Consider the following 24,365-nt stretch of genomic DNA (forward strand, 5'->3'; position numbering starts at 1 on the left):
ATCCAACGAAAAAACCGGACCTCGATGAGGCCCGGCGCTCCTGATAAAACAGACTGCTCTGGCTGGCTCAACCGACGATGGCGTTGAGCAGCAACAGGGTGATGATGGAAATGGCCCAGGCCAGCGTCGTCGGCAGGGTCAGCACCAGCATCTGATGCTTGGTGCTCTTGACGCCGAGCATGCGATTGACGACCCAGAAATAGCTGTCATTGAAGTAGCTGAAGAACATCGCGCCGATACAGGCGGCCTGCGCGGCCAGCACCATGTTGACGTCCGGCATGCCCACCAGGATAGGCGCGGAGATCGAGGCCGCGGTAATCATCGACACCGTGCCACTCCCCTGGATGAAGCGTACCAGGGTGGCGATGATGAACGGAATCAACAGCGGCTGAAGCCCCAGTGCCGCCACCTGCATGGCGATGTAATCGCCGCCACCACTGGCACGCAGTACCGAGCCCAGCGCACCACCGGCGCCGGTGACCAGCAGAATGATACCCGCCGTCTCGACACCCTTTTCCAGATGATCGAACACTTCCTGCTTGGGAGTCTTCGGCATCAGACCATAGATGGCGAACAGCACCCCGATACCCACGGCGATCACCGGGTTGCCGACGAAGGCGATGGTGCTGGTAAATGCATTGCTGGTATCGCCCATCACGGCACTGACCAGCGTATTGAGGAAGATCAGCGCGATGGGCAGGCCGATCGGCATGCAGGACATCAGCAGGGAAGGCAGCTCCGATTCAGGCATCATGCTGTCGGTGTCATGCTTGACGCTACCTTCGAAACCACCCGGCTGGGCTTCCAGCATCGCCTCGATACGCGGGCCCATCAGGCGGGCATAGATCACCAGTGCAATCAGCGCCGGCGCGGTAATCACCAGGCCCCAGCCGATCATCAGACCGATGTCGACACCGAAGATACCGGCCACGCCCAGCGGGCCAGGGGTCGGTGGCACGCTCGAGTGGGTGATGATCAAGCCAGCCGCCAGCGCGATGCCCAGACCGATCACCGAACGTCCGCTGTTGCGCGCCAGTGAACGTACCAGCGGGTTGAGGATGACATAGGCCGAATCACAAAAGATCGGAATGGAGACGATGTAGCCCGTCAGCGCCATCGCGGCCTCTTCCTTGTTCTTGCCCAGCAGATTGAGGATGGCGTAGGCCATGCGCTGCCCGGCACCGGTCACCTCCAGGATACGCCCCATCATCACGCCGAAGCCGATCACGAGACCGATGGTGGAAAGCGTCTTGCCGAAACCGGTGGTGATGGCACTGATGACCTCATTGGGCGGCATGCCGCCGATCAACCCCGCCAGCGAGGCGGCGATGATCAAGGCCAGCAAGGCATGCACGCGGGTTTTCAATACCAGATAGATCATGACGAAGATGGCGATGCCCAGGCCGATGATGACCTGTGGCCCCGCGACGGCGGCGTCTGTCATGGGGTGCTACTCCTGTAGTTTGTTATTGTGTGGTGCAAGGTATGCGGTGTCGGCGCTGCCGGCTGGCATGACGCCGATCGTTGTTATTGACGTACTGATGTGACGAGCAGGTCTGGCAAAGGTGTCTGGCGAGCTCGTCCTGGATGAGATGGCCAGACGCTGGCTAGACGATGGCGCTCTCGTCGCGATACGCATTGAGAATCTCGTGCAGGTCGGCATCGCCGACGAAGCCCAGCGAACGCGCCTTGCGGGTGTCAAAGCGCGCCGGCCAGCTGCCGACGATGGCGGTGATACGCGGGTCAGGCTCATGCTTGACGAGTGCCAGCGCCTGCTCACCGGCGATATCCTTGAGCGCCGCGAGCATTGAGGCGACGCTGACGGTGATGCCCGGCAGCATGAAGCAGCGAGAGAGGCCGAAGTTCGCGCTCGGCACCTCCGCGCCCTTGAGCAGGGCCGCGACCACCCGACGAGGCGACATCACGAACATCTCGAGTTCGCTCGGTACCGGACAGATGGCGGGTTCACCATTGAGCGGTTCGCGCAGGATGGAGGAGGCGAAGCTCGAGGCTGCCGCATTGGGACGCCCCGGGCGCACTATGATGGTGGGCAGACGCAGCACACAGCCATCCACCAGCCCGCGACGGCTGTAGTCATTGATCAGCAGTTCCGACATCGCCTTCTGGGTGCCGTAGGAGTTCTGCGGCACAAGCGCGGTCATGTCGCTCAGCGTCTCGGGGAGATCGCCTCCGTAGGCGGCGACCGAACTGGCCATCACCAGCCGGGTATCACGCAATCCACGCGCCGCGCAGCCTTCCAGCAGCAGGCGAGTCGCATCGAAGTTGACGCGCATGCCGAGCGCCAGGTCCGCCTCGGCCGCCGAGCTGACCACGGCTGCCAGGTGATAGATCACCTGCGGCTCGCCCGCCAGGCAGCGATCAAGCACCTCGGCATCGGCGATATCGCCTGCCACGATCTCGATATCCAGCGAGGTGGCCGGTTCAACTGCCAGACATGACGCCGCCTCGGGACGTGGCGCCTCGATCTGATCCAGCAAGGTCAAGCGTGACAATGGCTGCCCCTTCAGGCTGCCCTTGTCGATCAAGGCCTCGGTCAGGCGCTGACCGAGAAATCCGGCGGCGCCGGTAATCATGACGTGCATCGTGAGGACTCCTTGCTCGCCGCCTGGCATGACGGCTCATGACGTGTTGTGGTTATTGGCGTTTCTGCTGTCTTGAGTCGTGATCAGGCGGTGCCCGACTGGCCGTCGTTGAGCCCGAAGGCGCGACCCCAGTCGAGGCCTGCGCGCGTCTCACCCCGCGGACGATATTCACAGCCGATCCAGCCGTCGTACCCCAGACTCTCCAGCCGGTCGAACAGCGCCGGATAATGCACTTCCCCGACATCCGGCTCGTGACGGTCCGGCACGCCGGCGATCTGCACATGGCCCATATGCGCGAACTGCGCTTCCAGGTTGCGGATCAGATCGCCCTCGACGATCTGGCAGTGATAGAGATCGAACTGCACCTTGAGGTTGGCGGCGCCGACCTGGGCGAGAATCTCGCGTGCCTGCGCCTGGCCACTCAGATAGAAGCCGGGCATGTCGCGCGGGTTGATCGGTTCGATCAGCAGTGTCTTGCCGACCTTCTCAAGCTCGGCGGCGGCGTAACGCAAGTTGCTGATATAGGTCTCGGTGCAACGCGCGCGCATGGCGTCATCCGCATCCTTCGGTACCAGGCCCGCCATGGCATGCACGCGCGGACAATCGAGCGCCTGGGCATAGCGGATCGCCTCTGCCACCGAGGCCCGAAACTCCTCCTCGCGCCCCGGCAGGCAAGTCAGGCCACGCTCACCGGCCTCCCAGTCGCCCGGCGGCAGATTGAACAGCACCTGCGACAGCTGGTGCTCATCGAGCCTTGCGCGCAATTCTTCCGGGGCATAGGCATAGGGGAAGAGATATTCGACCCCGCGAAAACCGCTTTCGGCCGCAGCCGCGAAGCGATCGAGAAAGTCATGCTCGGTGAACAGCATGCTGAGATTGGCGGCCAATCGGGTCATGTCAGATCCTTGGGTTTCACAGACGAAGACATCATCACTCAGGGGCGGCCGAACTTGGCTTCGAGTTCCGCCACCTGTTCCGGGGTCATCCCACGTGGGTTCTTGCCCTGCAGCAGCAGGAACAGCTTGGCGGTTTCCTCAAGCTCTTCCGTGGCATAGACCGCCGCTTCCAGGGTCTTCCCGGCCACCACCGGGCCATGATTAGCCAGCAACACGGCGCAGTGCTTGCCGGCCAGGCCACGCACGGCATCGCCCAGCGCGGGGTCGCCCGGCATGTAATAAGGCACCAGCGGCAGCTTGCCGACCCGCATCACGTAATAGGCCGTCAGCGGAGGAATGCACTCGCAGGGATTCACGTCCGGCAGGCAGGACACCGCCACCGAGTGGGTCGAATGCAAGTGGACGATGGCACCCGACTGCGGGCGCTCGTCATACATGGCGCGATGCAGGAAGTGCTCCTTGGTCGGCGCGTCGCCATCGATCAACACACCCTGGGCATCCAGGCGCGAGATGCGCGCCGGGTCCAGGCGCCCCAAACAGGCATTGGTCGGCGTCATCAACCAGCCGCCATCGTCCAGCCGCTGGCTGATATTTCCGCTGGACCCCATGGTCAGGCCGCGGTCGAACAGTGACTTGCCGTAGGTGGCGATCTGCTCACGCAACACATTGATGTCGTGCTGTGACTGACTCATGCGTTCTCCTCGCGAGGATTCATGGCATCCAGCACGTCGAATGCCCGGGTAAAGAAGTCTTCACCCCCGAAGTTGCCGGACTTGAGTGTCAGCGAGAGCATCGCCTCCGGCTGCGAGGGGCCGGCGGCCGGGTGCGGTGCCTGTGTCCAGGGCACGCCGGGGTCGATCTGGCCGCCGATACGCAGCTCACGGATGTCGAGCGCCGAGACCACCGCGCCGGAGGTTTCTCCCCCCGCCACCAGCAGGCGCCCGACGCCTTCCGCGACCAGGGTGCTGGCCAGACTGGCCAGGGCGCACTCGATGAGCTCACCGGCCTGCTTGACGCCCAGTGACGCCTGCGCCGCCTTGACGCTTTCCGGCTCGGCCGAGGCGTAGATCAGAAATGGCTTGGGGTCCGTCGCTGCCAGTTGCTCACGGGCGAACTCCAGCGCCGCCTCGAAGTGGGTATCGCTCGCGTTGAGCTTGACGGGGTCCAGCGCGAAGGCAGCATGCTGCTGAGTGAAGTGCGCCACCTGCTTGAGCGTCATGCGAGAACAACTGCCGGACAGCACCATCGCGGCGCCCTGCGCCGGGGCCAGCACCGCCGCATCATCGATCGGCTCAAGCCAGCCCTTGCGGCGGTACTGGGCAGGCAAGGCCTGCGCGAGGCCAGAGCCACCGGTGACCAGCGCGTGATCGACCAACGCCTCGGCCAGTACCTCGAGATCCTGCTCATCGAGGCTGTCACAGACCACATGACGCACGTCTTGATGGGCAAGCTCGTCCAGACGCTGACGGGCCTCCTGCGCGCCGCGGCGTAGAGTGGCGTGATCGAGCAGCCCCACGCCATGCGGCGTCTGGCGTGACAGCACGCGCACGATGTCGGCATCGGTCATCGGGTTGAGGGGATGATGCTGCATGCCGCTGTCATTGAGCAGGCGGTCGCCGACGAACAGATGGCCCTGATAGACACTGCGCCCGTTGATCGGGAACGCCGGCACGAAGGCCGTCTGCGTGGCAGACAAGGCCGCCAGCAAGGCATCGGCGACCGGCCCGATGTTGCCCTCGGGCGTAGAATCGAACGTCGAGCAGTACTTGAAGAACAGCTGGCGCGCGCCCTGGGCTTTCAGCCATTCAAGCGCCGCGAGAGATTCACTGATCGCCTGATCCACCGGGCAGCTGCGCGACTTGAGCGCGACCACCACGGCGTCGACCTCAGTCAGATCCAGCCCGTTCGCCGCCCCTTCCTGCAGCGCGTCCTGGGGTACCCCGATCACCTGCACGGTGCGCATGCCGGCACGTACCAGGTTGTTGGCAAGATCCGTCGCGCCGGTGAAGTCATCGGCGATTCCGCCCAGTACGATCGGCATCACTGCGCTCCTTCATCATTCGCGGCCGGCAGGCTGAAGCTGCCGAGACGCTGATAGACCTTGATGACGGCCGAGTCGTCCTCGCGCCCGAAACCTGCGCCACTGGCGGCGGTGAACTGCTGCAGGGCACTACCGGCCACCGGCATGGCAAGCTTCAGCTCGCGCCCGGTGCTGTGCACGATGTTCAGGTCCTTGACGAAGATGTCGACGGCCGACAGCGGCGTGTAATCGCCCTTGAGGATGTGCGGCACGCGATTCTCGAACATCCAGGAATTACCCGCGGAATGGGTGATGACGTCATAGAGGGTGTCGGGGTCGATCCCCATGCTCATGCCCAGCGCCATGGCTTCTGCCGCCGCCGCGATGTGCACGCCAGCGAGATGCTGGTTGACCAGCTTGACGCTCGAGCCCGGGCCGGCGCAGTCGCCCAGCCGATAGACATTGGCTGCCATCGCCGCCAGCACGCGTTCCGCCTTGACGTAAGCCGCTTCACTGCCGGAGGACATCACGGACAGCTCACCACTGCGTGCCTTGACGGCGCCGCCGCTGATCGGGGCGTCGAGCAGCTCCAGCTGCATGCCGTTCAGGCGGGTTTCCAGTTCGCGCGCGAAGCTCGGCGCCACGGTGGCACACTGGATCACCAGGCTACCCGGCGCGAGTCGCTCGGCCAGACCGCCCTCACCCTGCGCCCCGAACAGCACCTGCTCGACCTGATCGGCATTCACCACGACCAGCACCACCACCTGACACTCGGCCGCCAGTTCCAGCGGCGAGGCAACGGCGCGGCCACCCGCCGCTTCGAACGCCTGACAGGCGGCGGGCGAGATATCACAGCCGATCACGTCCAGGCCTGCTTCCAGCATGGCGCGCGCACTGCCCATTCCCATCGCGCCGAGGCCGACAAGGCCGATCACCGGTGAAGTCGTTGCTGCTGTCATCTCGCATCTCCCGCGGAAGCTGTTCAAGTGCTGATCAAGGCGGCCTCATGCGGCACACCGATCAACACTTCGCTTAATGTTAGCGCTAACATGTTAGCGCTAACATCATTAATAGATTAGGCTCCAAGTCACGACAAGCGGCAAATGAGAAAACGCGACATATGTCTAATCCACCATCATCTCCCCGCCGCAACCGCAAGGGTGCCATGCAGCCGACCCTGAATGACGTGGCCCGGGAAGCCGGGGTCTCCTCGATCACCGTCTCGCGCTACTTCAATAGCCCCGACAGCGTGCGCGAAGCGACACGCGTCAAAGTCGAAGCGGCCATCGAGAAGGTCGGCTACGTGCGCAACATGATTGCCGGCAGCCTGGCCTCGGCCTCCAGTCGCGTGATTCCGGTGATCGTGCCCTCGTTGTCCAACGTGGTATTCATCGACGTGATCAAGGGCCTGCAGGACGAATTCGAGGCACATGGCTATCAGCTGCTGCTGGGCAAGACGGATTACGATCTGGCTCGGGAAACCCAGCTGATCCGTACCTTTCTGGGCTGGTCGGCCGCGGGCCTGGTGGTGACGGGGCTGCGCCATGACGATGCGACGCGCCAGATACTGGAGAACTGGAATCAGCCGATCGTTGAGATCATGGAGCTGGGGGAAGGGTTGGATCTGAACGTGGGGATGGATCATGTCGCCGCTGGGCGCGCCATGACCGAGCACCTGCTGGCACGCGGATATCGCACGATCCACTTCGCCGGTGCCGAGCTCGATCGCGACTATCGCGCGGCGATGCGCTATGCCGGGCACCGTGAGGCGCTGGCGGCGGCCGGCATCGAGGACGCCCCCCTGCTCGACCTGCCCGTGCGTCAACAGATGACCAGCGGTGCTCAGGCGCTTGAGCGTATCAAAGCGACATTCCCTGACTGCGACGCCATCCACTTCGCCAACGATGACATGGCCTGTGGCGCCATTCTCGCTGCCGCCAGGCTTGGGGTGCGCATCCCGGACGACATCGCCATCGCCGGCTTCAATGGCCTGCCGATCGGGGAGCATGTCACGCCGCGCCTCACCACCATCGTCTCACCGCGGGAGCAGATCGGCCGCATGGCAGCGCGCAAGCTGCTGGCGCGCATCAATGGCGAACCCGTAGGAGAACTGAGCCACGACCTGGGATTCACGCTGCGGGTCGGTGGCAGCACCTGAGGCCGAAAAGCCTCCCTTTGACGCAGCTCGATTGGCTCACGATTGAGGCTTCTCACCGATGCATTCGCGTCCGTCAGGGCGGGTTGGCGCCCGGCCTGAGCAAAGTTGACGTAAAACGCAAAGTATTCGGCGTCTTCTGATCATCTCGCTGCCCTCAACTTCACGACACTGTGTTCAACAAAGGCGCAGAGGCGATGCGACCGGGACGTGCAGGTTGACGTCTGGTGACATGGCCGCTTCGACTTACCGCAGACAAGTGTTCTGACACGTGAGGCCCGACGATGAATCGCAAGACTATCCTGACATGCGCCATCACTGGCGCGGGTGATACCGCCAGCAAGAACCCGAATGTCCCGGTGACGCCGAAGCAGATCGCCTATGACTGCATCGCGGCCGCCAAGGCCGGTGCCAGCGTGGCCCACATTCACGTTCGTGATCCGGAGACCGGCGGCATCAGCCACTCCACCGAGCACTTCCGTGAAGTCATGGACCGTGTGCGTTCCGCCGACACCGACATCGTCATGAACATCACCGCCGGTGGCGGCGGCGACTGGATTCCGGACGTCAACGACCCGACTCGTGGTGGCCCGGGCACCGACATCCAGACCCCGGCCGAGCGTCACGCGCCGATCCAGGAACTGCTGCCGGAACTGTGCACCCTGGACTGCGGCAGCCTGAACTTCGGCGATATGGTCTACATCAATACCGCCGACTGGCTGCGCGAGCACGCTCGTCTGGTGCAGGTCGCTGGCGTCAAGCCGGAGCTCGAGTGCTTCGATCTGGGCCACGTCTGGTTCGCCCGTCAGCTGCAGCAGGAAGGCCTGCTCGACGACGACCTGCTGTTCCAGCTGTGCCTGGGCATTCCGTGGGGCGCGGAAGCCGACACCGAAACCATGCTGACCATGAAGAACAAGCTGCCGACCAACTCCAACTGGGCCGCCTTCGGCATCGGCCGCATGCAGATGCCGATGGTCGCACAGGCCGTGCTGCTGGGCGGTCACGCTCGCGTCGGTCTCGAAGACAACCTCTATCTGTCCAAGGGCGTGATGGCGACCAATGCCCAGCTGGTCGAGAAGTCCTCCGGCATCATCGAGAACCTGGGTTCCAGCGTGATGACCCCGGCCGAGACGCGTGAATTCCTGAAGCTGCGTGATCCGTCCACCGGCAAGACCGCTGGCGATATCGCAGCACTCGAAACCGCTGGAGGTGTCGCATGAGCCAGTTATCTGTCGTAGGAACCGGTGTCATCGGCAACGGCTGGATCTCCCGCGCACTGGCCAATGGCTGGGATGTGGTCGCCTTTGACCCGGCCCCAGACGCCGAAGCCCGCACCCGCGCCTTCGTCGAGAACGCCTGGCACGCACTGGAGAAGGATGGCCTGGCTGAGGGCGCGTCCGTCGATCGCCTGCGCTTCGCCGCCACGCTCGAAGAAGCCGTGGTCGGCGCCGATCTGATCCAGGAAAACGTGCCGGAGCGTCTGCCACTCAAGCAGGAAATCCTCAGCGCCATCGATGCTGCCACCGAAAAGCACGTCGTGATCGGCTCTTCCACCTCCGGCTTCAAGCCGACCGATCTGCAACAGGACTGCAAGAAGGCCCCGGGCCGCGTCATCGTCGCGCACCCATTCAACCCGGTCTATCTGCTGCCGCTGGTCGAGCTGGTCGGTGGCGAGCACACCGCTCCTGCACTGCTGGAAGGCGCACGCGATGATTACCAGAAGCTGGCAATGCGTCCGCTGATCGTGCGTCGCGAGATCGAGGGTCACATCGCTGACCGTCTGATGGAAGCGCTGTGGCGTGAAGCGCTGCACCTGGTCAACGATGGCGTCGCCACCACCGAAGAAATCGACGCGGCTGTCGTCTATGGCTGTGGCCTGCGCTGGTCGCTGATGGGTACCTTCCTGACCTTCCACCTGGCAGGCGGCGAGCCGGGCATGCGTCACATGCTCGAACAGTTCGGCCCGGCCCTGAAACTTCCATGGACCAAACTCGAAGCGCCGGAACTGACCGACGAGCTGATCGACAAGGTCGTGGAAGGCTGCGAATACCAGGCAGCGGGTCGCCCTGTCGCCGAGCTGGACCGTCGTCGCGATGAATTCCTGGTCGAGCTTTTGAACCTGACGCGCAAGTACTGGCCGGAAGCCGAAGGTCTCGAGGGGCGTATCTGATGGACCTGCTCGAGATCACGGTACCGCATGAGTGGGTAGACTATAACGGCCACATGAATGATGCCGAGTACGCGCGTGCCTTCTCGATGGCGGTCGAAGCCTTGATGGAGCATGTGGGGCTGGATGCCGAGGGTCGTCGCGAACACGATCTGACCATCTACACCCTGGAGACGCATCTGTGCTACCTGGCGGAAGCGCATGAAGGCCAGGCGCTAAAGGTCAAGGTCATGCTGCTGGATCACGACCCGAAGCGTCAGCACGTGCTGTTTACCCTGACGGATATTGACGGCAGCGAGATCGCCACCAGCGAGCAGATGTTGATGGCGATGAGCATCAGTGGAGGCCGCCCGACGCCCTGCCCAGAATCGATGGCGGAGCGCATTGCCGCTCTGCCCCAGCCGGCAGGCGATGATGACTGGCCCAAGGCGGCCGGTCGTCGTATCGCCATCCGCCACAAGACGGCCTGAGACGTATGACAATTGATGTCCGCTTCGGATAACAAGTCGCTGATTTAGCGTCGAAACCCGCACCCTGCCAGTCTTCTGGCGGGGTGTTATTGTCTTGGGACACCCGCCGAGAGCCTATTCATGACCATGACCCCTTCCCCCATCACCTGTCGCGCCTTCATCGCTGACTTCGCGCGCGGCATGGATGAAATGGTAGAGATGCCGCTGGCAGACGCCCGCAAGCGCTATGAACAACTGTGCCAGCAACTTGGCGCGCCGCTCGCCGAGGGCGTCACGACCCACGAGAATCATGTCGAAATCACCGGCCGGGCAACGCCGCTGCGCCTGCGCCACTTCATCCCGGAGGTGGCACGCAAGGCGGACGGTAATCTGCCGGCACCGGTGGTGTTTCTGCATGGAGGGGCTTGGCAGATAGGCTCGCCGGAGAGCCATCAGGGCATCGCCTCCAGCCTGGCCGCCCAGTTGGGTCGTGAGGTGGTCAGTGTTGATTATCGCCTGCTGCCCGAAGCCAACTATCAGGACGCACTGGCGGATTGCCTAGCGACCATCAAGCACCTCTCCGCCACTGTCGAGCCAGTGGCCATCGTTGGTGACAGCGCCGGCGCACGACTGGCGATGGATGTGGCACGCCGACTCGATACCGAGATGCCCAACATCGGCCTGCAAGGCACGCGCATGCAGAGCCTCGGCACCCATGGCGCGGAAATGGAAACGGCCCGCCATCAGGAGCATCCGGCCCCTGAGAAGCCCGTCAGCTATGTGCTGGGGCTGATCTACCCACCGATGGACCCGGTCTTCGTGTTGGCCAAGGAGAACGAGTTCGCGTTGGGCTCGGATGCGCCGCTGCTCGGCCGCGATGAAGTGGTCAGCATGTGGCTGGCCATCGCCGAGGGCGACCGCTCCGCCAGTTACTCGCCCTCGCCGGCCCATTCCCAGCAGCCGCCGGCACGCCAGATCGAAGTACTGGCCGCCGAGCATGACCCGCTGACGCAACCGCTGGAGGCAGCGGTGGATGTCTGGCGCTGGCGCGGTGCCGATGTCGGTTATCGCAGTGCACGCGGCATGGTGCATGCGGCGCTGCATGCGCATCATGCGCTCCCCGAGATGCAGCACGCCTGGCAGGCCTTCTGTGAAGCCCTCGATCGGCGCCTGTGCGCCCTGGACTAGCGTAAGCCCCTCACGCCCGCAAACGCCCAGCCACGATAGTCGTGACTGGGCGTTTGCGCATCTGGTGACAGACATAGCTGGTGACCGACATAGTTGACGGCAGATATAGCTGATGAATGAAAGGCCTGGAGATGACCGCTCGAGCGTCAAGCCGTCGCCTAAGCCTTCAGACTCGCCGGTGACATGAAGCGCAGCTCGATGGCGACCGGGCACTGACGGATGCGCTGATGCCACTCCTGCTCCAGCCGCTCCCGCGTCATGTCCGGAGACGAATCCTCCGTCAGCACGACCACGACGATCAGTCTGAAATTGGCCTCCAGAGTGCGGTCCGCCAGCAGCGCTTCGTAGAGCAGACTTTGCAGCACCGTCTGCGCTCTGGCGTAGTTCTTGAGCACCTTCACCTCGATGAAAGTGAAGGGGGCGCTTTCCCCCTCGAGCAGCGCATCGAAGCAAGCATCGGTCTCGCCGACACGCACATGCCGCGTCATCGCGCCGCTCGCACTACCGCCGCCACCACCCGCCGTGGAGGACTCCTGCATCTGACGGAGCACCGCATCCTTCAGCCGGGTCACCTGATGGCGATGATGATCCAGATGCTCGGCACGCGATAACGGCGTCTTCTCATCGGCCCTGTCCTGCGGGCTCAACAGCTGCGCGACATCGGCATCGTCGACGGCCTGCCCGCTATCCTCAGCGGCGGTTGACTCCTGAGCCTCGGCGCCTGCTCCGCCCTGCTGCCAATCACTTTCCCCCAGCGACTCCTGCACCTCGCGAGTCAGACGCTGCTCCTGCTCGGCTGGCGACAGCGTGCGCATGAAGGAGCGATCCTTGTCGTAATCCCCCGGCGCATACAACTTGCCGTGATGATGGGTCACGAGTCGATAGAACACCGCCAGCACCAGCAGCGGAAACACCACGATGAAACCGATCAGCGGCCAACGCTCCGCCACCGTCAGCGTCTCGGCCGCCGAATTCAGCAACAGACTCGCGAAGCCATAGATCAACGAGATGAACAAGGCGATGATCCCCAGCGGGTTTCGCGCCAACTGCCTGGCATATTTCATGAACTGCATACGCGCTCCATTCCTTGGGGCTTACTGAGGGCATCTTCATGTAATGGAGGCGAGCAGCCTGATAATGCAAGAGGCCCGCCTCACCACTGCATCACGATTAACGTCAGCGTCATCACGCCGATGGCAACCAGCCAGGCCTCAGCGCGTCTGGCGCGGGGAATGCCCGAAGTGGTTGCGGTAGGCACGCGAGAAGCTGGAGCTGGAGGTAAAGCCGCTCGACAGCCCGATCGAGAGAATATCGAGGTCGGTTTCCTTGAGCAGATGCCGCGCCCGCTCCAGGCGCAGCCGCAGGTACCAGGCCCGCGGCGAGGTCGACAGCTCCTGCTCGAACAGGCGCTGCAACTGGCGCAGCGAGACGCGACAGCGTCTCGCCAGTTCCTCCAGCGACAAGGGGGTGTCCAAGTTCTGCTCCATCAAGGCGACCGCATCCACCAGCTGGCGCTTGTGGGTGCCGAGGCGGCGCGCCAACGTCATGCGCTGCTGGTCCGTCCGCGTGCGCATGCGGTCGTGTACCAGCTGCTCCGAGACATCCACCGCCAGCGCCGTGCCGTGCCGGCGGGCAATCACATCCAGTGCCATGTCCATCGCGGCTGCCCCACCGGCACAGGAAAAGCGCCGCGCGCCCAGCTCGAACAGCTCATCCGAGGTACTGATGGTCGGGAAGCGCTCACGAAACGCCGGCAGGCTTTCCCAGTGCAGCGTGACGCGCTCACCATCCAGCAGTCCTGCCGACGCCAGCAGGAAACAGCCGGTATCCAGGCCACCCAGCACACAGCCTCCGCCATCGAGACGATGCAGCCAGCCCGTCAAGGCGCGATTGAGGTGTGCCTCGGGCTCGAAACCACTGCATACCGCCAGCGAAGGCAGGGAGCGAATATCGAGAATGCTGTGGTCGGCGACCAGCGTCATGCCACTGGAAGACGTGACCGGCTGACCATCCTCACTGATGAGCAGCCAGCGAAACAGCGGCTTGCCACTGATGCGATTGGCGATGCGCAAAGGCTCCACGGCCGCGAAGAACGCCATCATCGAGAAGCGTGGCAGCAAGAGAAACCCGATGGTTTCCGGTAGCGGGCCGATGTAATCGAGTCGCATCGTGCAGTGGCTCCAAAGAGTGAGAAGGTGAATCCGCCCTGCCCGTCGGCTGAGCTCAAGCAGCGTCGATGACGTCGTGAGGGCAAGCGCCTGAGGTGTAGGCTCCGCTCACGCCCCTGCACCGCCGGGATGTTATCCCGAAAGCGTCTCACAGACGGCCAACATTGTCGCTTTCAGGAAATAAGTGGTCGTATCACGTCAAGAATATCATTGCATGATTTCTATTTCTCAGACAGCCACGACGCCCCTGCGCGATAGCCCTTGCCAATGAGTCTGCGTGACCGAATGGGCTCGCTGGCAAACGCGCTCTTGCGACACAGCCAATTCTCCAGAAGCTGTAGCCATCAAAATCAATTCCATTCATAATATATTGTAATGCTATGAGGGAGTTAGCGTCTTCTCGCGCGTCTCGACAAGCATTCACGTCTTCATCTCGTTGCCTTATCGACAACAATTTTTCGCGACAGATGAACGGTCATTCCGCCGTGACCGCGACAGGGAACGCTGGCCCTACGACCAGCTCGAACAGGAGATATTGCGTGACCCCACCTCAGCCTGATCCCGCCTCACCTGACATTGCCAATACCAAAAACGCCAGTAACAAAAACGCCACCTCCAACAACACCACCTCTGGCGGCAGCGCCTCGGCAGTCGTCGGTTCTCAGCGCTACCATTCACCGGACCTGAGCCTGCGCGTCGAGACCTCCGGCCCGCTCAAGGGCATGCACAAGGGCATGACCCTGACCTCCGCCGGCCTGCTGCTGCTTTTCGTTCTCGCCACCGGCCTGGCTCCCGAACTGTCCTCCAGCCTGTTCGGCGCCGCGCGCGCCTGGATCGAATCCACCTTCGGCACCTATTACCTGGTGACCATCGTCGGTCTGATCGGCCTGTGCATTGCCCTCGTCTTCTCCCCCTGGGGCAAGCTGCGCTTGGGCGCGCCGGATAGCCGCCCCGAATTCTCGCGCTTCACCTGGGTCTCGATGCTGCTCTCGGCAGGCGTCGGGATCGGCATCCTGTTCTTCGGCGTCGCCGAACCAATGTTCTACTTCGACAACTCCGGCGGCTTCGGCTACCCCAACAATCCGCACGCTGACCTCGCCGGCCATATGGCGATGGATCACACCCGCGCCGTCGACGCTCTCAAGCAAGCCTTCTTCCACTGGGGGCTGCACGGCTGGGCGGTCTATGTCATCGTCGGCATGACGCTGGCCTACTTTGCCTATCGCCGCAATCTGCCGCTGGCACTGCGCTCCGCGCTCTATCCGCTGATCGGTGAGCGCATCTACGGCCCCATCGGCCATGCCGTCGACATCATGGGCGTGCTGGGCTGCGTGTTCGGTATCGCCACCTCGCTGGGGCTGGGCGTCAGTCAGATCGCCGTCGGCCTCAACCGCCTGACCGGTATCGACTCGGGTATCGGCACCCAGGTCGTGTTGATCGCGATCATCAGCGTCATCTCCATCGTCTCGGCGGTCTCCGGTGTCAAGCGGGGTATCCGCATCATTTCCGAGCTGAATGTGGGCGTGTCCGTCATCGTGGTCGGCAGCTTTCTAATCGGTGGCCCGACCCTGTGGCTGATCAGCATGTTCGGCGAGACGGTCGTCTCCTACGTGCGTGACGTCATCCCCATGGGCCTGTGGGTCGCGAGCACACCGGTCGAGCGCGACTGGCAGGATGCCTGGACCATCTTCTACTGGGCCTGGTGGCTGGCATGGGCACCGTTCATCGGTCTGTTCATCGCGCGTATCTCCAAGGGCCGCACCCTGCGTGAATTCATCCTCGGCGTGCTGATTGCCCCGCCGCTGATCATCTTCATCTGGCAGACCCTGTTCGGCGGCACCGCCCTGCATCAGGAACTGAACGCGGCCATGGGTCCGGGCACCGGCCAGCTGATGGGCATGATTCGCGACTGGAATCTGCCAGAGGCGCTGTTCGCCACCGCAGATGCGCTGGTGAGCAATGGCATTCTCAGCACCGTGCTGACGTCGCTGCTGATCTTCCTGCTGATCAGCTGGTTCGTGACCAGCTCCGACTCCAGCACCCTGGTCATCACCACCATCCTGTCGATGGGCGATGAAGACCCGCTGCCGCGTCACCGCATCTTCTGGGGTGTCTGCATCGGCTCCGTCGCGGCGGTGCTGCTGATGGCAGGCGGGCTCAAGGCGCTGCAGACGGTCCTGATGGCTGCCGCCCTGCCGGTCAGTTTCGTGATCCTCGCCATGACGCTTGGCCTGCTGGTCGCGCTGGTGGATGAATCGCGCAGCGTGATCAAATCGCGTCATCAGCCGAAGACCGGCCCGCAAGCCACGCCGCGAACGGTCAGCCAGACCAACGCGGGCTAAGGACTGCAGAAGAGTCACACTCTTTGGTAGTGATTTGTCATCATCAAGTCACCAATGCCCGCTCAGGCCAACACCTGAGCGGGCATTGTCATTTTTGGCATCTTTTGCATGCCCTTGACGTCGTTTTATGACAAATAGTCGTCGCTTTTCTTCAACGCCCACACACCGCACCTGACTAGTCTGGAAGGCGCAACTATCGGCCTGATAGCCGGTTGCGTTGCTGACAGGACACTGACAGCAAAGGTGCCCAGCTAGTTACGCATGACACTCTTGGCACTCTCGAGATTGGCCATCCCCGGCATTGGCCTGATCGAGAACACCACCCCCTACTTTCGCCACTGGCCTTATCCGTATCGATCCCGCTCTCAAGGCATTCAGGCCGCAGCAGGAGCGACAGCTCAAACAGCAATTAGAACGACAGCTCACACAACAACTACAACAATTCAGGAGTCTTCTCATGGCAGCGACAGACCATGATCCGCTCGGTGATCACGCACCACCCCCTTCGCAGAACAATGCCCTCACGGCACATCTCCAAGTGGAAACCAGCGGCTCGCTCAAAGGCATGCACAAGGGCATGCCCCTGACCTCGGCCGGCCTGTTGCTGGCATTCGTCGTCGGGGCCGGCCTCTCTCCCGATGGGGCGGCCGCCATCTTCGGTGCCGCACGCAGCTGGATCGAACATACCTTCGGTACCTACTACCTGGTGCTGGTGGTCGCGATGATCGCCCTGTCGTTGGCACTGGTATGCTCGCCCTGGGGCAACCTGCGCCTCGGCCCCAAGGATAGTGCCCCGGAATTCTCGCGCTTCACCTGGATCTCGATGTTGCTGTCGGCAGGAGTCGGCATCGGCGTGCTGTTCTTCGGTGTCGCGGAGCCGATGTTCTATTTCGACAACTCCGGTGGCTTCGGCTACCCCAACAACCCACATGCGGATCTGACCGGTGCCACCGCCATGGATCACGCCCGCGCCGTCGAGGCACTCAAGGCGGCCTTCTTCCACTGGGGGCTGCATGGCTGGGCGGTCTACGGCATCGTCGGCATGACGCTGGCCTACTTCGCCTATCGCAAGCAGCTGCCGCTGGCACTGCGCTCCGCGCTCTATCCGCTGATCGGCGAGCGCATCTACGGCCCGATCGGCCATGCCGTCGACATCATGGGCGTGCTGGGCTGCGTGTTCGGTATCGCCACCTCGCTGGGCCTGGGCGTCAGCCAGATCGCGGTGGGCCTCAATCGCCTCACCGGCCTGGATGCCGGCATCGGCACCCAGCTGGCATTGATCGTCGTGATCAGCGCGATCTCCATTGCCTCGGCGGTCTCCGGGGTCAAGCGCGGCATCCGCTACATCTCGGAGCTCAATATCGGCGTGTCGATCATCGTGGTCGGCAGCTTCCTGGTCGGTGGCCCGACGCTGTGGCTTATCTCGCTGTTCGGCGAGACGTTGCTGGCCTAACTACGCGACGTGGTGCCGATGGGGCTGTGGGTCGCCCAGACCGCGGGCGAAAGCAGCTGGCAGGAAGGCTGGACCATCTTCTACTGGGCCTGGTGGCTGGCGTGGGCGCCGTTCATCGGGCTGTTCATCGCCCGCATCTCCAAGGGCCGCACCCTGCGGGAATTCATCCTGGGCGTGCTGATCGCCCCGCCGCTGATCATCTTCATCTGGCAGGCGCTGTTCGGCGGTACCGGTCTGCATCAGGAGCTGACGGCCAGCATGGGCGCCGGCAGCGGTGAGCTGATGACGCTGGTACGCAACTGGAACCTGCCCGAAGCGCTGTTCGCCACCGCCGATGCCCTGGCAGGCAACGACGTGCTGGGCATCATTCTCTCGGCACTGCTGATCTTCCTGCTGATCAGCTGGTTCGTGACCAGCTCGGATTCCAGCACTCTGGTGGTCACGACCATCCTGTCGTTGGGCGATGAAGAACCGCTGGCGCGCCATCGCATCTTCTGGGGCATCTGCATCGGGCTGGTCGCGGGGACGCTGCTGATGGCGGGCGGACTCAAGGCGCTGCAGACCATCCTGATGGCCGCCGCCCTGCCGATGAGCTTCGTGATCGTGGCGATGACGCTGGGCCTTCTGGTTGCGCTATGTCAGGAATCCAGCATCGCCCTCATGAAGCTCGGCAAGCCGAAGCCGGACAGAAGCAGAAGCCAGGCCTGAGCTTGAGGCGGAGACTGATGGACTTGTGCCAGTCCCAACATGATGCCTCACTAGCATGACATGCTCTGCCAGACAGGCCCTGCCAACCTCCACTCGCCGAGCCATCCCGTGACAGGGGCGGCTCGGCGAGTCGTATTGGGCAACACATCACGCTTGCGCCTACCGATATTGCCCTGAAGCGGGCCGTCATGTCGCAACAAGCCAATTAGTTGTCGTGCATATCCAAAACTGCTTACCCAGTACGGATAGTCTTATGAGGTCCTTGCCATTCACAGGAGCTCAGCATCGGCCTCTTCAACGCGTCATCTCATCCCCGCATCACGTTGCCTGCCACGACAATAACAACATCAGGACTCGCACAATGACCCACCACTCGCCCTCTGCACAGCCTGCTTCTGAACAGTCCGTCTCTGGACAGTCAAATCATGAACAACAGAACGCGCACTCCGCTGACGACATCTGCGGGCTAGGAAACTCGACCTGTGGCAAGGAGCAATACCTGACCTCGATCGCGACCGTCTGCGTGATTGCGCTACTGATCGGTGCCGCCGCCCTGTTTCCCGAAGGATTTCTGGCCAGTCTCGACCTGATCAAGGGCTCGGTGATCGGCAACTTCGGCTTCCTGTTCACCTGGCCGGCCTTTGCCGTCTCGCTGCTGCTGGTCGCGGTCTGCTTTACCCCGCTGGGCAAGCTGCGCTTCGGCGAAGGCGACCCTGAATTCCATACCCTGAGCTGGATGGGCATGCTGTTCGCCACCGGCATGGGCATCGGCCTACTCACCTGGGGCGTGCTGGAACCCAAATATCACACCGATGCCGGCCTGAGCACCGACATGGCGCTGCTCAACGCCTTCAATCACTGGGGCTTGCTCGCCTGGGCCGGTTATCTGGCCATCGGCGCGCTCTTCGCCCACGCCATGTACAACATGAAGATGGCCAAGCCTGCCGAAGAACTGCTGGGCAACGGCCTGTGGAGCAAGCTGAACCTGATCAGCCTCGTCGTCTCCACCGTCATCGGCCTGTCACTGTCCTTCACCTACGCGACCACCCCGATCCAGCAGGGGCTGGTCAAGCTGGTCGGCATCGAATTCAGCCCGACCCTGATCATCTGCGTGCTGGCCGTGTGCGCCATCATCTCCTCCGCCTCGGGCCTCAAGCGCGGCATCAAGTGGCTGAGCAACTACAACACCCTGTTCGCGATCATCCTGATGCTCGGCGTGCTGGTGCTGACCGTGCCCGGCGATATCCTCTCCACCTTCGTGCGCCTGGTGCCGGAATACCTGCTCAAGTACCCCACGATGGCCACCGATATCGGCCTGGGCGATCCGGAGCGCAAGACATGGCTGGCAGACTGGCTGTATGCCTTCGAGGCGGCCTGGTATGGCTGGTTCATCTTCACCGGCGTCTTCATCGCCCGCATTTCCAAGGGCCGCACCCTGCGTGGCATGGTGCTGGGCGTGATGCTGGTGCCGACCCTGTTCTCATGCCTGTGGTTCGTGGTCTTCGGGCTCGGCAGTCTGAGCCTGGGCGTCGATGATGTCTTCGTATTGATCGACACCATCGACAGCAGCGGCCTGCTGTCCCTCATCCTGACGCTCAACATCCTGCTGTTCTTCATTACCAGCGCCGACTCCGCGGGCCTGGTGTGCGAGATGCTGACCGTCAAACGCTCACGCGCCTTCTGGATCATCTCCATGGCGGCCCTGGCCGTCGTGGTCAGCTGGCTGGGCGGCGATGTCTACAAGACCCTGCTGAGCCTGATCTCGGTCGCCGCCATCCCGGTCGCCTTCGGTATCTTCGCGCTGGGAATCGCCTTCGTGATCCGCGTACGCCGTGATCGCGCCACCCGCGCCGTCCCGGTACCGGCACCACTCACCCAGCGCTGAACGCCATGGAGTGAGAGGCGTCGCAGCGAGTACTGACGCAATACAGTCTGTCCAACACAACGGCCCTGCCCTCTAACGAGGTGCAGGGCCGTGTCACGTCTGATGAACACCTTTTTTCGCTACCCGCCACGAACGACACGTCTTGCGCCTTCGCCGCATTGACAGTCCATCAGCACACATTGATAGGCTGAAATGACTGGCAGAACGCTGGATTTTCAGCGCTTCATGCTGGCAAGACATCAAACATCCACAAGCCTTGCTGGCGTTTGTATTGCTGATAGGGCCATTGAGAACATCGCCATTGCGCTCTGGCATGTGCCGAGTGCAATCCGATGCAAGGTGAAGCAAGTGCCTTGCCATTCGGAAGATCGTCTTGCCCAGCGACTGCCTCAAGTCGTCACCCAACAATCACAATGACGTAGACAGGTAATGACATGTCCCCGACTTCACAGCAGAGTCCTGAGCAGCAGAACGCTGCTCACCCGCCCAATGACGCATCACACGTAGCGCCTGGCTCCCCTTCGCTGACATTCCGCTTCGGTGCCTGGGGCGCCGCCATCCCGTTGATCTTCTTTGTCGTCTGGGCAATCACGACCAGCGTGCTGGGGCTGTCCTCTGAAATCGGCCTAGTCATGGGGGCACTGTTCGGGCTGACCCTCGGTCTGTTCTTCTGCACCAGTCGCTGGGAGGACTATGCCAACGGCCTGTTCGATGGGCTGACGCAGCCCATCGGGGTGGTCGCCATCGTCGCCTGGTTCTATGCCGGGATGTTCGCTCAGGTTCTGCAAGTCGGGGGACTGGTCGAAGGGCTTGTCTGGCTGGGCGGCATCTCGGACATGACCGGCGGCTGGTTCGTCGGGCTCACCTTCCTGCTCGCAGCCGTGTTCTCGACCGCTGTCGGGACTGGTTACGGCACCACGGTCGCCTTCTGCACGCTGATGTATCCGGCCGGCATCGCGGTGGGCGGTGACCCCACCCTGCTGTTTGCCGCGATACTGTCCGGTGCCATCTTCGGCGATAACCTGGCCCCGGTGTCAGACACCACCATCGTCTCCGCCACGACCCAGGGCGCGGATGTCCCCGGCGTGGTGAAAAGCCGCTTCAAGTACTCGATTGCGGCAGCCTTGCCGGCGCTGGCGCTGTTCGTGATCTTCGGCGGCAGCGAGCAAGGCGGCATCACCGACCCCGCGGCGGTTCAATCGATGCAGGAGGCCGCCGATCCAGCGGGGCTGATCATGCTGGCGCCCTTTGCACTGGTGCTGATACTGGCACTGCGTGGACAGCACCTGCTGACCTCTCTGACCTGGGGCACCCTGCTCGCCATTCCTGTCATGCTGATCGCCGGCACCGGCAGCCTGTCACAGATCATCGCCTTCGATGCCGAGGCCGATGGCGTCATGACTGGTGCATTGGTTCGCGGCGTCGAAGGTTACGTCAACATGGGCATCCTGATCCTGCTGATCGTCGGTGCCGCCCACCTGATGACCCTCGGCGGCACCATGGAGCATGTCACGCGCCTGCTGATGCGCTGGATCAAGCAATCGATGCGCCGCGCCGAAGTGGCCATCTGGGGCATCGTGGCGCTGCTCAACAGCGCCATCACCATCAATACCGCCGCCGAGATCGCGGCCGCGCCCTTCGTGCGTGCGCTGGGCACCCGCTACCGCATCCATCGCTATCGCCGCGCCAACATGCTGGACGCCGTGACCTCTGCGCTGGGCTACATCTTCCCTTGGGGGGCACCAGTACTGCTGGGCTGGTCGACGATCCAGTCCATGCAGGGCACCTATGATTGGCTGCCCTCCGTCTCGCCGACCGCCGTCTTCCCGTTCGTCTTCCAGGGCTGGTTCCTCGTGACCATCATGCTGCTGGCCGCCGTCACCAGCTGGGGACTGACCTTTGAAGACGAGGATGGCAATGAACTCAAGGAGCGTCCGGCCAGCTGAGCGCACGATTCGCGCCACGCCGCTGACAGACCCCGACTACGCTGAAAGCCTGTGCCATCACGTTTCCCGCAGGCGCTCAGCGACCATCGGAAGCGAACAGGACCACGACAGACAGGAGCGACGCATGCCAGCAAGTTTCCACGACCATCTCAGCCGTCAGATCAATGAGCTGCATGAAGAAGGCCTCTACAAGCAGGAGCGCGAGATCACCTCGCCCCAGCGTGCCAGCCTGCGGGTCGCGGGCGGTGATGAACACGAGGGGCAAGGGTCGGAGTTGATCAACTTCTGCGCCAACAACTATCTGGGCCTGGCCGATAGCCCCGAGCTGATCGCGGCCGCGCAACAGGCGCTGGAGCGTGACGGCTTCGGCATGGCCTCGGTGCGCTTCATCTGCGGCACTCACCATCAGCATCGCGTGCTGGAAAAACGCCTCGCGGCCTTTCTCGGCATGGACGATGCCATCCTCTATTCTTCGTGTTTCGACGCCAATGGCGGCCTGTTCGAGACACTTTTCGGCCCTGAGGACGCCATCATTTCCGATGCGCTCAATCATGCCTCCATCATTGATGGCGTGCGCCTGTGCAAGGCCAGCCGCTATCGCTATGCCAACAATGACATGCGCGAACTCGAGGCCCGCCTCCAACAAGCGGACGCCGCCGATGCACGCTTCAAGCTGATCGCCACCGACGGTGTCTTCTCGATGGATGGCGTGATCGCCAACCTCAAGGGCATCTGCGAGCTCGCCAGACGCTACGACGCGCTGGTGATGGTGGATGACTCCCACGCCACCGGCTTCGTGGGGGCCAACGGGCGTGGCAGCCACGAATACCATGACGTGATGGATCAGATCGACATCATCACCACCACCTTAGGCAAGGCACTGGGCGGGGCCTCGGGTGGAGTGACGGCCGCGCGCGGGCCCATCGTCGAGTGGCTGCGTCAGCGCTCGCGCCCTTATCTGTTCTCCAACTCGCTGGCACCGCCCATTGTGGCGGCGACTCTCAAGGCGCTGGGCAAGGTCGAGGACAGCGCCGAGGCGCGCCATCAACTGTGGGAGAACGTCGAACGCTTCCGTCGTGGCATGCAGGAGGCCGGCTTCACCCTCGCGGGTGCCGGTCACGCCATCATTCCGGTGATGATCGGCGATGCACGCCTGGCGGGCGACTTCGCCAATCGTCTGCTGGAGGCCGGCATCTACGTGATCGGGTTTTCCTATCCGGTGGTGCCCAAGGGGCAGGCGCGCATTCGCACCCAGATCTCGGCGGCGCATACTCCGGAGCAGATCGAGACGGCCATTGCCGCCTTCACGCGTATCGGCCGCGAGATGGGCGTGATCGACTCCACGACGGGAGGTGATACATGAAGGCGCTGGCCAAGCTCAAGGCCGAACCCGGGATCTGGATGACCGAGACGGCCGTGCCGGAAATCGGCCACAACGATGTGCTGATCAAGATCCGCAAGACCGCGATCTGCGGCACGGACATGCACATCTATCAATGGGATGATTGGTCGCAGGCGACCGTGCCGGTGCCGATGGTCACCGGTCATGAGTATGCGGGGGAGATCGTCGCACTGGGCAGCGAGGTGCGTGGCTACGAGATCGGCGACCGTGTCTCAGGCGAAGGGCACATCACCTGCGGCCATTGCCGCAACTGCCGCGCGGGGCGTCGCCATCTATGTCGCAATACCGAGGGCGTGGGCGTCAATCGCCCCGGCGCCTTCGCCGAATATCTTGCCCTGCCCGCCTACAACCTCTTCAAGCTGCCGGATGAGATCAGCGATGACCTGGCGGCCATCTTCGACCCCTTCGGCAATGCCGTGCATACGGCGCTGGCGTTCGATGTGGTCGGCGAGGACGTCTTGATCACCGGTGCCGGGCCCATCGGCATCATGGCGGCGGCGGTCATCCGCCATATCGGGGCTCGCCACGTGGTGATCACCGACGTGAATGACTATCGACTGGCACTCGCCGAGCAGATGGGCGCGACCCGTACCGTCAATGTCAGCCGCGAATCCCTGCAGGAGGTGATGGCGGAGCTCGACATGCATGAGGGCTTCGATGTGGTGCTGGAAATGTCCGGCGTGCCCTCCGCCGTCGAGCAGATGCTCGATGTCATCAATCATGGCGGCAAGATCGCCATGCTGGGCATTCCGCCCGGCGAGATGGCCATCGACTGGACCAAGGTCATCTTCAAGGGGCTGACCATCAAGGGCATCTATGGCCGCGAGATGTTCGAGACCTGGTACAAGATGGCCAGCCTGATCCAGTCAGGGTTGGATCTCTCGCCCATCATCACCCATCGCCTGGGCGTCGCAGACTTCCAGCAGGGTTTCGAGATCATGGGCTCCGGTCAGTCGGGCAAGGTGGTGCTCGACTGGGGCTGA

At 63.0% G+C, this 24,365-nt stretch carries 18 protein-coding genes and 1 pseudogene; 11 read left to right on the forward strand and 8 right to left on the reverse strand.

Annotation, left to right across the window (positions count from 1 at the left end):
* Nucleotides 1-67: 67 nt before the first annotated feature.
* From AC5WNI_RS09870 to ltnD, 6 genes are all read right to left on the reverse strand, one after another.
* On the reverse strand, nt 68-1,444 hold the full coding sequence (locus AC5WNI_RS09870; protein WP_225346751.1) for a GntP family permease: 1,377 nt from the start codon (nt 1,442-1,444) through the stop codon (nt 68-70).
* A 163-nt stretch (nt 1,445-1,607) separates the two neighbouring features.
* On the reverse strand, nt 1,608-2,603 hold the full coding sequence (gene denD, locus AC5WNI_RS09875) for a D-erythronate dehydrogenase (protein ID WP_225346752.1): 996 nt from the start codon (nt 2,601-2,603) through the stop codon (nt 1,608-1,610).
* A gap of 83 nt (nt 2,604-2,686) precedes the next feature.
* Entirely contained in the window at nt 2,687-3,499 is an 813-nt protein-coding gene (otnI, locus tag AC5WNI_RS09880) for a 2-oxo-tetronate isomerase (protein WP_225346753.1), read from the reverse strand.
* 38 nt (nt 3,500-3,537) lie between these two features.
* Nucleotides 3,538-4,191: a 3-oxo-tetronate 4-phosphate decarboxylase gene (gene otnC / locus AC5WNI_RS09885; RefSeq protein WP_043336237.1), complete on the reverse strand. Its 654-nt coding sequence runs from the start codon at nt 4,189-4,191 to the stop codon at nt 3,538-3,540.
* Nucleotides 4,188-5,540 (reverse strand): 3-oxo-tetronate kinase, encoded by a 1,353-nt coding sequence (gene otnK, locus AC5WNI_RS09890; protein ID WP_225346754.1) that lies wholly within the window; start codon nt 5,538-5,540, stop codon nt 4,188-4,190. The genes otnC and otnK overlap by 4 nt, the downstream gene beginning before the upstream one ends.
* Entirely contained in the window at nt 5,540-6,478 is a 939-nt protein-coding gene (gene ltnD, locus AC5WNI_RS09895) for an L-threonate dehydrogenase (RefSeq protein WP_192839235.1), read from the reverse strand. The genes otnK and ltnD overlap by 1 nt, the downstream gene beginning before the upstream one ends.
* 161 nt (nt 6,479-6,639) lie before the next feature.
* Between ltnD and AC5WNI_RS09900 the strand changes: the two genes are divergently transcribed.
* The 5 genes from AC5WNI_RS09900 to AC5WNI_RS09920 all read left to right on the forward strand — a co-directional run bounded on the left by AC5WNI_RS09900 (nt 6,640) and on the right by AC5WNI_RS09920 (nt 11,478).
* Nucleotides 6,640-7,677 carry a LacI family DNA-binding transcriptional regulator gene (locus tag AC5WNI_RS09900; protein ID WP_153635991.1) on the forward strand — a complete coding sequence of 346 codons (1,038 nt, stop codon included), beginning with the start codon at nt 6,640-6,642 and terminating at the stop codon, nt 7,675-7,677.
* A 281-nt stretch (nt 7,678-7,958) separates the two neighbouring features.
* Nucleotides 7,959-8,894, forward strand: a complete 936-nt coding sequence (locus AC5WNI_RS09905; RefSeq protein ID WP_225346755.1) for a beta-keto acid cleavage family enzyme — start codon at nt 7,959-7,961, stop codon at nt 8,892-8,894.
* Complete coding sequence (locus AC5WNI_RS09910; RefSeq protein WP_225346756.1) at nt 8,891-9,844, forward strand: L-carnitine dehydrogenase; 954 nt, start codon at nt 8,891-8,893, stop codon at nt 9,842-9,844. Before AC5WNI_RS09905 ends, AC5WNI_RS09910 begins: the two co-directional genes overlap by 4 nt.
* Nucleotides 9,844-10,311 (forward strand): thioesterase family protein, encoded by a 468-nt coding sequence (locus AC5WNI_RS09915; protein ID WP_225346757.1) that lies wholly within the window; start codon nt 9,844-9,846, stop codon nt 10,309-10,311. The genes AC5WNI_RS09910 and AC5WNI_RS09915 overlap by 1 nt, the downstream gene beginning before the upstream one ends.
* Nucleotides 10,312-10,431: 120 nt before the next feature.
* The gene (locus tag AC5WNI_RS09920; RefSeq protein ID WP_225346758.1) at nt 10,432-11,478 is read left to right on the forward strand and encodes an alpha/beta hydrolase fold domain-containing protein; all 1,047 of its coding nucleotides are present in this window, start codon (nt 10,432-10,434) and stop codon (nt 11,476-11,478) included.
* Nucleotides 11,479-11,636: 158 nt separating this feature from the next.
* Here the strand turns inward: AC5WNI_RS09920 and AC5WNI_RS09925 are convergent, their stop codons facing one another.
* Entirely contained in the window at nt 11,637-12,551 is a 915-nt protein-coding gene (locus AC5WNI_RS09925) for a hypothetical protein (RefSeq protein WP_225346759.1), read from the reverse strand.
* Nucleotides 12,552-12,689: 138 nt separating this feature from the next.
* Nucleotides 12,690-13,646, reverse strand: coding sequence for a GlxA family transcriptional regulator (locus AC5WNI_RS09930; RefSeq protein ID WP_225346760.1), 957 nt, complete (start codon nt 13,644-13,646; stop codon nt 12,690-12,692).
* 539 nt (nt 13,647-14,185) lie between these two features.
* Here AC5WNI_RS09930 and AC5WNI_RS09935 point away from each other — a divergent pair.
* The 6 genes and pseudogenes from AC5WNI_RS09935 to tdh all read left to right on the forward strand — a co-directional run bounded on the left by AC5WNI_RS09935 (nt 14,186) and on the right by tdh (nt 24,365).
* Nucleotides 14,186-15,988, forward strand: coding sequence for a BCCT family transporter (locus AC5WNI_RS09935; RefSeq protein ID WP_225346761.1), 1,803 nt, complete (start codon nt 14,186-14,188; stop codon nt 15,986-15,988).
* 565 nt (nt 15,989-16,553) lie between these two features.
* Nucleotides 16,554-18,149: pseudogene (locus tag AC5WNI_RS09940) on the forward strand (BCCT family transporter).
* A 361-nt stretch (nt 18,150-18,510) separates the two neighbouring features.
* Nucleotides 18,511-20,034: a BCCT family transporter gene (locus tag AC5WNI_RS09945; RefSeq protein ID WP_225346762.1), complete on the forward strand. Its 1,524-nt coding sequence runs from the start codon at nt 18,511-18,513 to the stop codon at nt 20,032-20,034.
* Nucleotides 20,035-20,468: 434 nt separating this feature from the next.
* Complete coding sequence (locus tag AC5WNI_RS09950; RefSeq protein ID WP_225346763.1) at nt 20,469-21,980, forward strand: Na+/H+ antiporter NhaC family protein; 1,512 nt, start codon at nt 20,469-20,471, stop codon at nt 21,978-21,980.
* A gap of 124 nt (nt 21,981-22,104) precedes the next feature.
* A complete protein-coding gene (locus AC5WNI_RS09955) occupies nt 22,105-23,343 on the forward strand; it encodes a glycine C-acetyltransferase (RefSeq protein ID WP_495928361.1) in 1,239 nt (412 codons plus the stop codon).
* Nucleotides 23,340-24,365 (forward strand): L-threonine 3-dehydrogenase, encoded by a 1,026-nt coding sequence (gene tdh, locus AC5WNI_RS09960; RefSeq protein ID WP_225346765.1) that lies wholly within the window; start codon nt 23,340-23,342, stop codon nt 24,363-24,365. Before AC5WNI_RS09955 ends, tdh begins: the two co-directional genes overlap by 4 nt.

Source organism: Cobetia sp. PDI-12MA, assembly GCF_059507695.1.